The organism is Paenibacillus crassostreae, from assembly GCF_001857945.1.
GTDB lineage: Bacteria > Bacillota > Bacilli > Paenibacillales > Paenibacillaceae > Paenibacillus_AQ > Paenibacillus_AQ crassostreae.
The window spans coordinates 507,628-523,531 of sequence record NZ_CP017770.1 but is presented as its reverse complement, the minus strand read 5'-3'; the positions used below and the strand labels follow the sequence as shown (position 1 = coordinate 523,531).

Genomic DNA, 15,904 nt, shown 5'->3' with positions numbered 1-15,904 from the left:
GGTAAACGATGAACAAAACCATTGGAATACTAGCGCATGTTGATGCCGGGAAGACAACCTTCTCGGAACAACTATTATATAATACAAAGAGTATTAAACAGCGTGGCCGAGTAGATCATAAGAGTTCATTTTTGGATAGCCATCAAATCGAACAGCAACGGGGGATTACGGTGTTCTCGGATCAGGGAATGTTCACCTACGGTGCTTCTAATTATTATCTGATCGATACACCAGGACATATTGATTTCTCACCTGAGATGGAGCGGGCAATTCAGGCGATGGATGTTGCGATCATTATTATTAGTGCGGTGGAAGGAATCGAAGGCCAGACCGAGATCGTGTGGGAGCTTCTGCGTAAATATCAGGTCCCTTGCTTCTTTTTCATTAATAAAACAGATCGGGTAGGTGCTGATGTTCATCAAGTCTTGCAAGATATTCAGACGAATTTCACAAAAGATGTATGTAATATGACTGATTCACTATTTGAAGATGGCGGGATGAGCGAGGAGCTAGTTGATTTTATCGCAGAACGCGATGAAGTTCTACTGGAACATTATATGGAGAATGGTTACAGTAAGGATCTATGGTTAAATACGATGAAGCGCTTGATTCAAGAACAAATCATATTCCCTTATGCATGTGGTTCTGCTCTTCAAGGAATAGGTGTAGATGAATTTCTGCAGAAGCTGGATCTACTCACGGTAACCGATTATTCAAGTGAGGGGGCATTTGCTGGTCGTGTCTATCGTATTCGTCATGATGATCATGGAGCAAGAATTACTTATATCAAAGCATTAAGTGGAACGCTAAAAGTAAGAGATTCGATAAATTACGGTGATGAAGAGAATGTAGTGACCGAGAAAATCACACAAATCCGTGTTTATAATGGACGTGAGTATAAGGCGGTGAATCAGGTTGAAGCAGGAGAGCTATTTGCAGTTATTGGCTTATCAATGACCACTGTCGGTGATGATGTAGGAATTTTGAAAGAAAGAATGGTCTACGAAATGGTACCGACTTTAAAATCTAAGATCATTTTTGAACCTACTGTCCATGTAAAAGAAGCTTTAACATATTTTAAAATGTTGAATGCTGAAGATCCTTCTCTCAATGTGATCTGGGAAGAAAGTTTGCAGGAAATTCAACTTCATGTGATGGGAAAAATTCAACTTGAAGTTTTGGAGCAAATCGTCAAGGAACGGTTTAGCTTAAATGTTAAATTTGAGCAACCGGAAATTCTATATAAAGAAACGATTGGTACAGAGGTGGTCGGTTACGGTCATTTTGAACCCTTAGGGCATTATGCTGAGGTGCATATCCAATTACGACCGGGTGAGAGAAACAGTGGAATTCGGTTTAAAAATGCTTGCCATGCTGATGATTTGTCTGTCGGTAACCAGAATTTGATTCGTCATCATCTTTTTGAACGGGAACATCATGGTTTACTAACAGGCTCACCGCTAACTGACGTTATTGTGACTCTGTTGACGGGAAGGGCTCATAATAAGCACACATCGGGTGGGGATTTCAGGGAAGCAACATATAGAGCCTTGAGACAGGGTTTGGAACAAGCAGACAATCGTCTTCTGGAGCCTTATTATTATTTTAAAATTAAAGTTGAATTGGACCAAATGGGTCGTGTCCTATCAGATATTCAGCAGGCTCATGGAAGTTTCGATCCTCCACAAACGGATGGTAATAAAACTATACTTACTGGAACGGTACCTGTGGCTACATTTATGGATTACAATAGTAAGTTGTCCTCATTTACTCAAGGAAAAGGCTCTTTGAGCTTAACTTTTGCCGGATATGATGTCTGTCATAACGAACAAGAGGTTATCAATCGGATCGGATACAATAAGGGTGCAGATGCTGAATATATTTCATCGTCTATCTTTTGTTCTAAGGGTCAAGGATATACGGTAAGCTGGGAAGAGGCGGAAGGGATGATGCATGGGAAATGAATATTCCAATTATATCTACGAAACTATTTATTCCTCCAGCTCGGTCGAATGTTGTTCTTCGCCCTCGCCTGAATGAGCTCCTGAATGAGGGTCTGCATCGCAGACTGACGGTCATCTCTGCTTCTGCCGGCTTTGGTAAAACAACACTGGTCAGCGAATGGCTCAGGGGTTGTAAACAACCTGTTGGTTGGTTGTCGTTGGACGAAGGGGATAACAACCTTACAAGTTTTCTGACATACCTCATAGCTGCTATACAGACGTTCTCACATAATACAGGAGAAGGTCTGTTTGGTTTACTCCAATCTCAACAACCGCCGCCAACTGAAATGATACTAAACGCGTTTATTAATGAAATCACCACAATCAAGGATCATTTCGTACTCGTCCTTGACGATTACCACGTAATAGATGCCCAACCGATTAACGAGGCCATCGCCTTTCTACTCGAGCATATGCCGCCACTGATGCATCTGTTCATCGTCACGCGTGAGGATCCACATCTTCCTATGGCAAGGTTGCGTGTTCAGGACGAATTGATTGAGGTACGATCCATAGATTTAAGATTTACTTCCTCTGAAGTAGCTGAATATCTCAATAAGGTCAAAGGTCTAAATCTTTCATCAGAAGACATCATTCTACTTGAATCCCACACGGAAGGATGGATTGCCGGTCTGCAATTAGCCGCTCTTTCCTTGCAGGGACATGAAGACAATACCAGCTTCATCAATTCTTTCACGGGTAGTCACCGTTTCGTTCTAGATTATCTGATAGAAGAAGTTCTGCAACACCAATCGGCTAGCATTCAGACGTTCTTGTTACGTACATCCATTCTTGATCGATTCTGCGGTTCTCTTTGTGATGCTGTTCTTCATAAGATAGTCGGGGAACAACATAGGGTTCCCTCATCATATGGGCAAGAAACCTTGGAATATCTTGAACGTGCCAATCTGTTCATTGTCCCTCTGGACAACGAGAGGCGTTGGTACCGTTATCACCATCTCTTTGCTGATTTGTTGAGGCAACGACTACATCAGAGTATCACCTCGTCTTCTAAATGCGATGAGGAGTTAGTGGCTGAATTACATATACGTGCCAGTGAATGGTATGAAGACAATGGTCTTGAGATTGAAGCTTTTCACCATGCTACGGTTGCCAATGATGTTGATCGCGCCGCTCGCCTGATGGAAGGAGAGGGAATGCCCTTGTTATTTCGAGGAGCAGTCGCTCCTGTACTGAAATGGCTAGACTCATTACCCAAGGATATATTAGATGCCAAACCCTCGTTATGGGTAATGTATTCCTCTGCATTACTGCTGGTGGGTCAAATGACCGGCGTTGAGCAGAAACTGCATGCCGCTGACAAAGCTCTTCAATATGCCGAGCAAGATGTTAAGACACTGGATCTTATTGGACATATTGCCTCCATACGTGCGACAATGGCGGTCAGTAAGCATCAATCAGAAACGATCATGACGGAGTCTCGCCGTGCACTGGAATTTCTGCACCCGGACAACCTACCTGTCCGCACAGCCACTACTTGGGCATTGGGATATGCTTACCAGCTCCAAGGGAATCGGAAAGAGGCGAGCAATGCCTATTCTGAAGCATTATCGATCAGTCAGAAGATCGGGCATGTCATGATCACGATTATGGCTACTCTCGGTCTAGGAACTATACAAGAAGCAGAAAACCAACTTTATACGGCGGCTGAGACCTATCGAACTGTTCTGAAATTAGCAGGTAATCCGCCTTTGTCAGTTGCTTGTGAAGCTCACTTGGGTCTAGCTCGAATTCTGTATGAATGGAATGACCTGGATGCTGCAAAGACGCACGGATATCAGTCGGTCCAACTGGCTATGCAGTTAGAACAATCGGATAGAGTTGTAGCAGGTGAAGTATTTCTCGCTCGACTAGATCTCGCGCACGGGGAAATGGGTGGGGCAGTAGCTACTTTAGCAAAAGCTGACCAGATCGCTCGTCAGCATCATTTCGAGAATCAAATGGCACATATTTCAGATGTACAAGTGCTTGTGTTGCTTCAACAAGGTAATCTGACAGCCGCCACTCATCTGTTACAGAAGTATGAGTCTCCCATGAGCCAGTCTCGTGTTCATTTAGCACAGGGTAACACAATTGAAGCACTTGAAGTGTTAGAGAAATGGAGACAACATGTAGAGGCGAAGGGTTGGGCGGATGAACGGCTCAAAGTCATAGTTCTACAAGCAGTTGCTATGCAAGTGCATGGTGAAAAGTACAAGGCTGTTCAAATCCTACTTGAAGCACTGACGATGATTGAAGCCGGAGGCTTCATACGGATCTTAGTCGATGAGGGGATTCCGATGTATAGGTTATTTATCGAAGCCGTTAAACATGGAAGTAGGCAGGATTATCTTAGTAAACTGCTAGCTGATTTTGAAGCAGAGGTGCGGAAAAGTGAATCCAAATCGGATCAACGCTTAGCTATTCCCCTTATAGAGCCATTAAGCGAGCGGGAGTTAGAAGTATTACATCTCATTGCCCAAGGACTATCGAATCGTGAAATTAGTGAGCGACTTTTCCTAGCGCTCAGTACAGTTAAAGGGCACAACCGAATGATCTTTGATAAACTGCAGGTTGGTCGACGAACTGAAGCTGTAGCACATGCCAGAAAGTTAGGCCTGCTGTAAACCTCTTCCCTCTTAAGAGCATAACCATATCTGAACCATCATTGCTTTAGTATAGCCTCATAAATACGAATATGTTAAAATGCAATCATCATATCCATGAGTCTCCGCTTTAAAATATTTTTTTGAACAGAAAAGGTTGTGAATGAGTTGAATTCAAATAATGAACAAGTTACTATGGACCATTGGAAAAAAAATATCATTCTCTTTTTAAGCAGTCAGACGATATCGCTATTTGGTTCATCTTTAGTACAATATGCCATTATGTGGCATATTACGTTAACTACACAGTCAGGTATGATGATGACTTTGTATATCCTTTGCGGATTCGTTCCCACGTTTATTTTATCTCCTTTTGCTGGAGTTTGGGCGGACCGATACAATCGGAAAATACTAATTATTCTGGCAGATGCATTGATCGCAGTAGCAACATTGATTCTCGCCGTCATTTTTTTAATGGGACATGAATCGATCGGGCTACTCTTTGTGATGGCGGCTATACGTGCAGTAGGTGCAGGAATTCAAACACCAGCTGTTGGCGCCATATTACCGCAAATCGTTCCCGCTGAACATCTGACAAAAGTAAATGGTACGAATGGATCGTTACAAGCCATTATGATGTTTGTAGCACCAATGGTGAGTGCGGCATTGATGACTATGACCACACTGGAGACCATTTTCTTTATTGATGTCATTACCGCCGCGATTGCGATCCTGACATTATTGCTGTTTTTCAGAATTCCGCTTCACAAGAAAGCAACTGAACAACAAAGTACCAGTTATTTCGATGACTTTAAGCAAGGGCTCATCTATATCCGGGAACATGATTTTTTAAAGAAATTTTTTCTGTTCTTCTCCTTGTTTTTTATTTTAATGGCACCAGCTGCTTTTATGACGCCACTTCAGGTTACCCGTAGCTTTGGGGATGAAATCTGGCGCTTAACCGCGATCGAGATTGCTTTCTCCGTTGGCATGATGGCGGGTGGAGCTCTTATCGCCTCATGGGGTGGTTTTCAAAATAAAATTCATACGATGATGGTTGCAAGTTTGCTCATGGGGGTTTGTACGTTTGCTCTCGGCGTCATTCCCGTCTTCTGGATCTATTTATTTTTTATGGCAGTCTTTGGCCTAGCGATGCCTGTTTTTAATACTCCAACCATGGTATTAGTCCAGGAGAATGTGGACGAGGATTATTTGGGCAGAATTTTCGGCGTGTTTGGGATGATATCGACATCCATGATGCCGATTGGCATGTTGATATTTGGACCTATCGCGGATATCGTAAAAATAGAATGGCTGCTTATAGGAACAGGAATTCTCTTATGTATCGTTTCCTTATTTCTGGGCCGAAGCAAAGTATTGATTGAGGTTGGAAAGCCTGCATTAAAAGAATCAAACAATTAAGAGTAGTTAAGGGCGCTTTCTTCACAGGAAGGCGCCCTTTTCTATAAAGTGACGCTATTTACGGTTATCATAAACTCTAAATAATTATAATTATTTATTACCAGACATAGTATCCATATCATAGTAATATATTTGTGGGTTAATTTATAAAAAATGGTAGTTATTGTGGTTTGAGCGAAGTGAGAGTTGGGAGGTCATTATGTATAAATATCAGAATATACAGGGTCTGTTGCACGAAATGCTAATCGAGTTTTTAGAACATGAACAATTTCCCGGATTAGCTGTCGGAATAGTGAAGGACAACCAAGTTTTGTTTACTGGTGAATATGGAACAGCAAATATATTGACAAGTGAGCCCGTTGTTCGTGGCACTTTGTTTCATCAAGCCTCTGTCTCAAAAACCTTCGTTTCTACTGCCATTATGCAATTAGTTGAACGTAGTGAAGTAGAATTGGATTCACCAATCACCCAATATCTATCTTATTTTGAGATGGCAGACGAGCGGTATCGAAATATTACAATAAGACAGCTTATGAACCATACATCCGGTATGCCAGATGAAGAAGATTATGCGTGGGACCGGCCTGAATACGACGAGCAAAGTCTTGAAAGATACGTAAAAGGTATATCTCATCACAAGTTACTGAGTGATCCTGGAGAAGTATTTGCCTATAGTAATATAGGATACGAGATTTTGGGAGACGTGATAGCGAAGGTCAGCGGAATGAGATTCGAGCAGTATATGAAAAAAAATATTCTTGAACCGACAGGAATGCGGTCCAGTTCTTTTCTGAAACAGGAGGTTGATGCTCATCTAGCCACACCTCATGTGCTCGGAACTTCCAGTGGATACGGAGGTTGCATCAGTGATATTTTTCCATATAATAGGGCGCATGGACCTAGCTCCACTTTATATACCAATGTTGAGGATATGTGCCAATTTCTGCTGATGCATCAAAACTGTGGAATTGCAGGGAATGGCCATGAAATCCTGCAATCAACTAGCTATAATGAAATGTGGAAGCCACATGCAAAAACTGGATACGGGCAAGAAAATGCACAGATTGGACTAGGTTGGTTTCTGGGAGAATATAAGGGTTCACGTGTCATCTCACATACAGGGTGGGATACCGGATTTCTGAGCAATCTGTACGTGCTCCCTGATGAGAAAATCTCTATTTCTGTTATGACCAATTGTGATTATGTCTGGCTAGAGAGCGTCTCTTTTCCAATACTAGATCTATTGCTTGGTTCGAATATTCACCAGATCAAGCGATCTATTGCTCATAAAGTTGCAGCTATAGCTGTATCTGATGGAGTCGATCAAGCGATGGCAGAGTATCACCGGATCATGAGGATGGAACAAGATAAGTATTATTTAATGGAATATGAATTTATGCGAATCACCGAAGCATTAACTTGGAGTGGCGACAAGGAAGATGCTGTTCGTATTCTGACCTGTGCTTCAACAATATTTCCTAATAACAGCTCAATTTCTAGCAGGTCACAGGAACTCCAAGGAAATTGATTCTTGTAAATTACAAGTAGTTAATTGTGTTATAAAGTTTAGTCTGCAACCCTCGAATAGCATTTAATAGGTCTATAACTGGTATAATCAGAGATCGCCTCTTCGTAAATAACAGTAGGTATGTAGGTCATATGCACTCGACTCATGTGGAGTTGTAGCATTAAAATAAAGATTGATCAAAAACATCTAACAAATCCGCATTTTACCATAAACAAGGAGAATCTATTTTGGGAAAGATTGATCAAAATGGATTATTACCTTGTGAAAGTATCAACAATTTTTATAAAAAAGTTTGATCATTTTCTGTTTATAATTGTTCCACAAACGCGCCCGATTGTTTAAATACTGTCTTTCATAAAAATGAATTACTTCGTCCCCAAAATCCATTATCCGACACTCACCATTTTACATATAAACAGAAAAAGACCATACGATTAAAAACATGCTTACTAGTCCCCAAACTGTGGTTCCCTTTATCCACCAGATAACGGGTTTATTTGAAACCTGTTCATTCTCTATATTTTTCTCATTTTCTATTATTAAAGTAACTCTACTTTCCATACTTTTTTTCATAGAAACAAGAACAACAAATCCGATTACGATGAAACCAACAGTTATCCAAAGTAACAAATCCATTTTTACACCCCTTTTTTATGAGTTACTTTCCTAACCAGCTACATAGTTAAAGTACGACCCAACACAATATCTATTATATCCTTTTAATATAGTTTCCAATTGCCTTTGAAGAAAGTCTTCCGCAATCTGGCCCGTTTTTGGCATTGTCACAACCCGTCCTGTTAATGTAATTGTATCAAACTTTTTTAAATCATCGAACTTTATTACAAATGATCAAACTTTATTTCAAACCCACAGGAGTGCTTAATATTGATGATTCTGAATCAATAAAAGGGCAGCGCAAAACGGAAAAGTCGGCACAAACCTGCTTCTGTGAGCTTTCTGGGGTCACAGAACGATGCGGTACCTGGAGGGGGACTTTTGCGTACGGAAGCAAAGGTTCGCTGTTTTGGTGGGAATGGCCAGTTCAAAAAAATGCTTCTGGACGATCGGATCAAGCTCGATCCCGATACCCTCGGTCTTGCGCTGCACAAGCTGTTCGTGCTGGACTTTCAGTTTGACCACGACATGGGTTTCTTTATATTCTGGCACCTCGCGGTGCCAGACATGCTTCATAATCACTTTCGTTATATTTTGTGACTCGGTGCAGAAAACTTTTTACTAAGTAACCGTAAGTCTAACCGAAAAAAAATCGGGTTTACTTCACTCATCTACGAGCGAAGTACCCGATCTTTTTCATTTGATTTTTTACGTGTATAGTAATGTGATTACTAGTAATTCATAAAGGACAAGGGTTAAAATAGCTTCGTCACTCGTGTAGGAAGGACCTCCGTAAAAGGCGCGTTGTACGCCGTGACTAGGTACTGCCAGATATAGTAAACCCCTGTCGCAACTAACAATCCTTCCTACAATGACTTGACCGTCTAACGTTTCGATTCGTACAATTTGATTGGCGTGTTGTCTACAGATATTGTGGATGCGATGCCGAATGGACTTCAGGTTCTCCATAAAGTTATTGTCTGCTTGGTAAATCACTTTTTGTTGCATTCCCATTTGGAAACCCATCGTTAGCACTACCTTCCTTAATAAAGTCATACATCGTATGCTGAGCGTGGTTTTCCTGTGTCTTGCTCAAATCAAATGAACCCCCATTCTTGGAGGTTCCCATGTGGCGGAGCGATATATGACAGTGCAGGTCGGCGTAGTGCAGCAAATGAGTGGAAACGCATATAACGAAACCATAGCCTGAAGCGTTTTGATAGTTATACTTTAATAAAATCTTTTCCAGATGAAACCTTGCTCGTCTTTTAATATAGGGGGTAGAATATGATATGAAGAATTTTCTTCTAAGAGGTATAATGGTTGCTATTATATTAACTTTAATAGGGTGTCAACAAAATACAACTCTAACAGAAAACATTAGTACAAAAGCAGATATGGAAGGTTTTGTAGAGCCAGAACCATCAGATTGGGTGGAATATTCGAAGCCTGCAAGAGAGTATATGTACTATAGAACACAAGCCGTAGTTAACAAGGATATAAATATTCTGTGGGATAAGTATCCAAAGCTAAAAGATAATATTGACCGTAAGCAAGGAATTAATATTGAGAAAGATGAGGTTGAATCCTTAAATCAAAGTTTTAATTTGTTAGATGCCAATTACAACATTGAAAGTTATGAACGTATCAAAATAAAAAATATCAAAGATAACGAAACGGTAGTTCTTGTTCATGGTAGTATTATTTATTTGAGAGATGATTTCGAAGAGTCAGGAGGAGAGTATTTAATTAAACTCTTCTTAGAACATAAGGAAAATCATTGGACGGTCGTAAAAACTGACGAATACACTTTACCAGAATATAAAGAATGGGTTAAGGATAAGAAATAGATATAAATGGTGTTAAATCCAAGATGGATACGATTCCAATGATTATAGATGGAGGCAGACAATAGTGGATTACTCAAATATAAAAGTATTAGTGGTAGAAGATGATGAAGATATCAATCGTCTGTTGTGTCGCATTCTCACGGATGAAGGGATTACCACCGTCTCTGCGTTCTCTGGAAGTGAAGCTTCACTCAGGCTGTCTCTGGAAGAGTACCAGTTGGTGCTGATAGATTTGATGCTGCCTGGAATCCCTGGAGAGACGTTGATTGCAAAGATTCGGGAACAATTCACGATACCGATCATTGTCATTTCTGCGAAAAGTGCGCTCGAAGATAAAGTTATGCTACTACGGTTAGGTGCGGATGACTATATTACCAAACCTTTTGAAAAAGAGGAGGTCTTGGCCCGGGTTGAAGCTCAGCTCAGACGTCTTCACTATGTACATACATCGAACAACAGCGAAGAGATCATGCAAGTCCGTGAATTGATCATGAATAAGGATAGGCATGAAGTTACCTTAGCCGGTCAACTGTTGACTTTAACCAATTTTGAATTTGATATTCTGGCGTTGCTCTTGTCGAGGTCAGATAAGATTTTTTCGAAAAGCGAGATTTATTCGAACATCTGGCAGGGTACTTATCTAGGTGATGACAACACCATTAATGTTCACATCAGCAATCTACGTGCCAAGATCGCCAGTCTTACCGAAGAGGAATACATCCGGACCATATGGGGGATCGGCTTTAAAATTGGTTAGTATAAGCTTCTTTAGATTTTCTTTAGGTTTTGCTTAAAGCTTATTAAAGCGAACCCCGATACAATTAATTTATCACAAGAGCAAGGGGGATTTAACGATAATGAATTGTATGCTGGAAATTGAGTCGCTAAGCAAAACATACGGGGATTTTTATGCGATTCAAGATATTCATCTGAACATTGTAGCAGGAGACATTTGTGCCGTGATTGGCAAGAATGGAGCAGGTAAAACAACCTTATTCAAATGTATCACCGAACAGGTTTTTCAGACTAAGGGTACGATCTCTTTTTACGGAAAAAGTGACAGAGTCGAGGTGAGACAAGAACGCCACAAGATGGGAGCAATCATTGAAGAACCTGCTTTCTTCCAAGACTTCACGGCACGGCAGAACTTGGAGTATTATCGTCAACAACGGGGTATCGCGGGTAAATCCTCGATCGATCAGGCACTGCGCGAAGTGAACCTTATGGATACGGGTAAGAAGAAATTCAAGGCATTTTCCATGGGGATGAAGCAGCGGCTGGGGTTGGCGCTGGCCTTGATGACACATCCCACATTCTTGATTCTGGATGAACCAACGAACGGTTTAGACCCGGAAGGAAAGGCTGAAATCCGCCAACTCCTTCAACGTTTAAATCGTGAAAAAAATGTGACGATGCTCATTTCAAGCCATGTACTGTCTGAACTACAGAGTATTGCGACTCGGTATATCTTTATTGATCAGGGACGAATAATCCAAGAATTGACGGCAGAGGAACTGCTTAATAAGACTCGGAAGAGCATCGAACTGGTTGTGAAGGACAGTAGGCAAGCTGCACCGATTCTGGAAAAGAACTTTCCGGATATTCCATATCAAATTCTGCCCAATCACCACATTCAGTTGTTCGGTGGTATGGATATGACAGATCAGATTAATCGTGTACTCCATAACCACAATATTGCAGTGATCTCTATCAATATTAAGGGGGAGGACTTGGAAGAGTACTATCTAAGTCTACTTGGAGGTGAACGAAATGCTTAATGTCTTGAAAGGTGAGCAGTATCGTTGGATACGTACCAGAAGTTATTATTTCACGGGATTGATATACATCCTGCTCATGTTTGCTGCCACAATCATATTGGGGATATTCGATCAGATTGACCCTAGTTTCCCATATGCAAATGAAAGATTCCTTTACAGTAACGTCCTCGGCATGATGGGGCTTGTATTCGTCTTACTCTTCATTTTTCCTGTTATTCTAATGGGAGAAGACCGTAATGTGCTTAAGAATACACTAGCTTACGGCTACAGCAGGCAAACCATCTATACCGGAAAACTGCTCGTAACGTTAGCTGGATTTATGGTGTTCTCTCTGGTGTTAGTTGGTATTTCCATTCTGCTAGGATCTACCCTATTAAATAGGAATGATGAGAATGCATTATTAGATTATATGGCGATATTAATTAATCTGTTGCCCATCATGATCGCTGGTGTAACCACATATTTCTGCTTGGCATCCATGATGAGAAAGAGCTCACATCTTGTTATCGCATGCCTGCTTATCTACTTTCTTCCCTATTATGTGCTAGGAAACCTGCAAGGTCGATTGACATGGGCACCGTGGGTATTTAAACATCAACCTATGTATTATCTATTCAATGCTCATGGTGAGGTATCTTATGCCGCTTGGGAGCCATGGGCGGTTGGGGGAATCTACACGCTGGTCTTTTATGTGCTGGGATTACACCTGTTCAAAAAACAAGAGTTCTGATCATTATCAAGCTAAGGAGGAATAAGAAACATGCAACAAACTCTCGTTATTTCTGCTACATTGTTCGCTGCTGTGTTTCTTATTCCCTACCTACTGCAGCGTCAAAGCATTACCAAAGTACGAAAGCAACTTATGGATATTGACAATCACCCCACTCATAACATCGACGTTAAGATGCCACTTCCAGGACGTGAAATGGAACAACTAGTAGTTGCGATCAACCAGCAACTCGAACAGCGCAAAAAGGAACAGGTAAGCCACTTATCCAGAGAACGTATAATCAAACAAGAAATCGCCAACATCTCTCATGATTTACGGACACCTCTGACTTCCATGCAGGGTTATGCGAATTTACTTAAAGACCCATCAGTCCCGGAAGCGGAGCGTCATGAGATTCTGGATACTATCCTACATAAAATGGCTGTAATGAACAACATGGTAGAATCGTTCTATGAATTATCAAGTTTGGAATCCGGAGACTACCCCTTAGAGTTACAATCCATCTATCTCTACAGCTTACTAAGTGAAGTGATTCTTGCATTTCACAACGATTTGGAGCGGAAGAACATTGCAGTTGAGTTGAACTTGGATGAAACGGTGCGAACCCTTTGGTTGGATGAAAAAGCAATGATTCGAATATTTTCAAATGTATTGCAGAACGTTCTCCGTTATGCCAAAAGCCAGCTTACGATCTCTCTATTCGAACAGGATCACAAAGTGATGATTATCTTCGCAAATGATACCGATCAAATTCATGCACAGGATCTTCCCAAGCTATTCGAACGAACGTATACCAGTGATCCCTCCAGAGCAAACGGCCAGCTTGGACTCGGTCTATCCATCGTGAAGCAATTGGTAGAGAAACAGAAGGGGAGCATTGAAGCCGTTCTTGTGAATGGGGAGTTTAAGTTGGTGTTCGCTTTTGGGGAATAAGCAGATGGAGGAATAGGCCATCAACATCTATGCCCACTCGGAAAGGCTACCAATGCACGGTTATCCGGTGTTGAAGAAGTAAGAGAATTCAGCTCTCAGATGAAATAAGGTATTAGATTCGTCATTAAGCTCCCATGAAAATTAAATTAGCTCTAAACCTGAAAAAGAGCATAATAAAGCAAACCCAGAATAACACTTTTTAAAAAAAGGCTGAGCCTCTTGAGTAATCATATAAAGATTGTTAGATCTTTTAAGCACAAAAAACATCATAGATAACAAACAAAAAGGCAAGGCTGGTGCAACAACCAAAAAAGGATTAATCTCCCATGAGTGCTACCCATATAGGGTGCGACAATCTGTGATGCACCGTGGTGGTCGGAGTCAGACTAACGGTTGGGCTCTATGGCACCATAGCTTATCGACCTTCTTCGCCAGCCGTACAAACAGTATAGACTGAGGTATCCATTTTCATCCTCTGTGGTGCAGCCCGCTCTTGGGCTGCATGTATGGCTACGGGGCAGGATTGCTTAACAGCTAGGAGAGTTCCCTCTATTTCCCAAACAGGTAAACCGTAACAATAGAACAAACAGAACGTCTAACCCCAATGTAGCATCTAAGAAAAGGGGAATATGAAATGAAATTTCGAATGGTTGTTTTACTCCTAGCATTTATTACTGTTGTCACAGGTTGCGCGAGTACAGTTACCCAAAAAAATGTTATTCAAGATGCTCCTGAGTTACTTCCTTCAGGTGAGTCCGCTGCATTTATCGTGGATGATAACGAGATTGTTCATTTTCCAATTTCTGGGCCTAGTTTTAATAAAGATTTAAATATTCCAGCCCATTTCGGATGGGTAAAAGTTCGGGTTCACAATACATCATCTGAAACCCTGAGGGTCCGAGTTACTCAAGACACAATTACGGGAACGGAAAAAATGTTCTTCGAGGTGGCTCCTGGTGCTCAAAAGGCTGTAAATGGAACGCAACCTTGGGCAACGGGCACTCACTGGGTTGCCCTCAGCACTAAAAACGGTGGGATGATGTCAGGGTTTCTGTCTGTTGAACTGGAAAACACGAAGGAAGAGCCAAAGAAGATGTAATTGTTCAGCTAACGGGACACTATAGTTCAATAATGAAAGGGCTGCCGTGAGGTAGCCCTTTGTTCAGCTAACGGGCAGTTTAACAGAACATTTTCTTGGCACATAAAACCTAGCCAAATGAGGGAATCTATGGGTGGGTGATAATGTGAATCATAAATTGATATCTACTATAGTCCTTTCCATTGGGGCAATACTATCCATTCAGTCAGCAAGTGTTGCTCAACCACATGATGAAATGACTAAAGGAAAAGATGCAATTAAATGGATTGCTTTATGGGGATCCCCACAAACAAGGGAAGAACGATTGGAACGAATGTTAACAACTGAATTGCAACGGAGGACACTATGGGTACTCCAAGAAAAGAAATACTTAAAGACAGGGAAAGAATATGTTTATTACTTTGACCCATTTCAAGTAACCGATATGAGAGAGGTTAAGGGGGGATTTTACGAATTAGATGTTTTAGCGAGTGTACATGAAGTTATTAATAACGTGGTAGATAAGAAAACAGAAAATTATCAAATCACATTCCGTCACAATTACGATTCAGGATTCGTTGTTACACATGTAAGTGAGAATAATATAAACCCCTAAATTATTGTGCTAACGGGGTACGATAGTTCAATCAAGACACGATGGCAGCCGGTCAGACGATCGGCTGCTTTTTCATTACGCTAACGAGCAGAATAGTTCCAATATGTGGTATTCTAAGGAAAGGGATTTGAACGGGGGGGGGGGGGGCAATGTTGAGGGAAATAAAGCATCCAGTTAAGAGTCCACCAAGGATTGGAACCATTATAGGCATGATAGCTATTATATCGAGTCAATCTATTCTTGTATTGAGATTATGGGATCAGAGGGGTGTGTTCTACGCTTCGATAACAGCGGTTCTTATGGGTTTAGTTGTACTGTTACTCGCATTGTTCAGAACATTTTTTAAGAAACCAACGGAGTTATGCCTATCCAATGAGCAAATCATATTAAATGGAAATATAATTAATTCAAGGGATATTAAAGTGATAATGACTAAGGGGTACTTTAGGCCTGTTATTGGGATATTACCTTACAGGAGGAAGATCGTCCCATTGGGTATGGCATTTAGATATTCAAAGGATGAGGATAGAGGTATCTCGGATTTAAAGAGTTGGGCAAAAATGAACAATGTAAAGATGGTCAATAAATCGTTTCAAACGTGGATATAAGTGTATTCAAAAGCATTATTAGATACGTTCATTATCTTATTCAGAGGATGAGCTTAACCAGAATGACATGCTTGTTCGTTACGCTAACGGGACACTTGTATATTAATAGCTGTTTTGTTGATTTTCAGCGGTTGTAC

Annotated in this window: 15 protein-coding genes; 13 read left to right on the top strand and 2 right to left on the bottom strand. The window is 41.0% G+C overall.

The annotated features are described in order from the left end of the window. Positions 1-8: 8 nt before the first annotated feature. From LPB68_RS02475 to LPB68_RS02460, 4 genes are all read left to right on the top strand, one after another. Positions 9-1,964 (top strand): GTP-binding protein, encoded by a 1,956-nt coding sequence (locus tag LPB68_RS02475; protein ID WP_068658173.1) that lies wholly within the window; start codon positions 9-11, stop codon positions 1,962-1,964. Then, entirely contained in the window at positions 1,961-4,630 is a 2,670-nt protein-coding gene (locus LPB68_RS02470) for a winged helix-turn-helix domain-containing protein (RefSeq protein ID WP_068658175.1), read from the top strand. Before LPB68_RS02475 ends, LPB68_RS02470 begins: the two co-directional genes overlap by 4 nt. Before the next feature lie 174 nt (positions 4,631-4,804). Continuing rightward, a complete protein-coding gene (locus LPB68_RS02465) occupies positions 4,805-6,031 on the top strand; it encodes an MFS transporter (RefSeq protein WP_068658710.1) in 1,227 nt (408 codons plus the stop codon). A 199-nt stretch (positions 6,032-6,230) separates the two neighbouring features. After that, positions 6,231-7,559, top strand: a complete 1,329-nt coding sequence (locus LPB68_RS02460; protein ID WP_068658177.1) for a serine hydrolase domain-containing protein — start codon at positions 6,231-6,233, stop codon at positions 7,557-7,559. A 405-nt stretch (positions 7,560-7,964) separates the two neighbouring features. Here the strand turns inward: LPB68_RS02460 and LPB68_RS02455 are convergent, their stop codons facing one another. Then, entirely contained in the window at positions 7,965-8,195 is a 231-nt protein-coding gene (locus LPB68_RS02455) for a hypothetical protein (protein WP_068658179.1), read from the bottom strand. A 360-nt stretch (positions 8,196-8,555) separates the two neighbouring features. On the opposite strand from LPB68_RS02455, the gene LPB68_RS02450 reads away from it, so the two are divergent. Continuing rightward, complete coding sequence (locus LPB68_RS02450; protein WP_068658180.1) at positions 8,556-8,774, top strand: hypothetical protein; 219 nt, start codon at positions 8,556-8,558, stop codon at positions 8,772-8,774. 108 nt (positions 8,775-8,882) lie between these two features. Here LPB68_RS02450 and LPB68_RS02445 read toward each other — a convergent pair whose 3' ends face one another. Continuing rightward, positions 8,883-9,200: a hypothetical protein gene (locus LPB68_RS02445; protein WP_068658182.1), complete on the bottom strand. Its 318-nt coding sequence runs from the start codon at positions 9,198-9,200 to the stop codon at positions 8,883-8,885. Positions 9,201-9,466: 266 nt separating this feature from the next. Here LPB68_RS02445 and LPB68_RS02440 point away from each other — a divergent pair, with 266 nt between their 5' ends. From LPB68_RS02440 to LPB68_RS02405, 8 genes are all read left to right on the top strand, one after another. After that, positions 9,467-10,024: a hypothetical protein gene (locus LPB68_RS02440; RefSeq protein ID WP_068658184.1), complete on the top strand. Its 558-nt coding sequence runs from the start codon at positions 9,467-9,469 to the stop codon at positions 10,022-10,024. 64 nt (positions 10,025-10,088) lie between these two features. Then, positions 10,089-10,781 carry a response regulator transcription factor gene (locus LPB68_RS02435; protein ID WP_068658186.1) on the top strand — a complete coding sequence of 231 codons (693 nt, stop codon included), beginning with the start codon at positions 10,089-10,091 and terminating at the stop codon, positions 10,779-10,781. A 100-nt stretch (positions 10,782-10,881) separates the two neighbouring features. Further along, the gene (locus LPB68_RS02430; protein WP_082865706.1) at positions 10,882-11,802 is read left to right on the top strand and encodes an ABC transporter ATP-binding protein; all 921 of its coding nucleotides are present in this window, start codon (positions 10,882-10,884) and stop codon (positions 11,800-11,802) included. Further along, positions 11,795-12,532, top strand: a complete 738-nt coding sequence (locus LPB68_RS02425; protein ID WP_068658190.1) for an ABC transporter permease subunit — start codon at positions 11,795-11,797, stop codon at positions 12,530-12,532. Before LPB68_RS02430 ends, LPB68_RS02425 begins: the two co-directional genes overlap by 8 nt. A gap of 30 nt (positions 12,533-12,562) precedes the next feature. Next, complete coding sequence (locus tag LPB68_RS02420; RefSeq protein WP_068658192.1) at positions 12,563-13,465, top strand: sensor histidine kinase; 903 nt, start codon at positions 12,563-12,565, stop codon at positions 13,463-13,465. A gap of 634 nt (positions 13,466-14,099) precedes the next feature. Beyond that, positions 14,100-14,564, top strand: a complete 465-nt coding sequence (locus tag LPB68_RS02415) for a hypothetical protein (RefSeq protein ID WP_068658194.1) — start codon at positions 14,100-14,102, stop codon at positions 14,562-14,564. Positions 14,565-14,709: 145 nt separating this feature from the next. Continuing rightward, positions 14,710-15,159 carry a hypothetical protein gene (locus LPB68_RS02410; RefSeq protein WP_082865731.1) on the top strand — a complete coding sequence of 150 codons (450 nt, stop codon included), beginning with the start codon at positions 14,710-14,712 and terminating at the stop codon, positions 15,157-15,159. Between the two features lie 149 nt (positions 15,160-15,308). Further along, positions 15,309-15,767, top strand: a complete 459-nt coding sequence (locus LPB68_RS02405; RefSeq protein WP_068658197.1) for a hypothetical protein — start codon at positions 15,309-15,311, stop codon at positions 15,765-15,767. Positions 15,768-15,904: the final 137 nt, after the last annotated feature.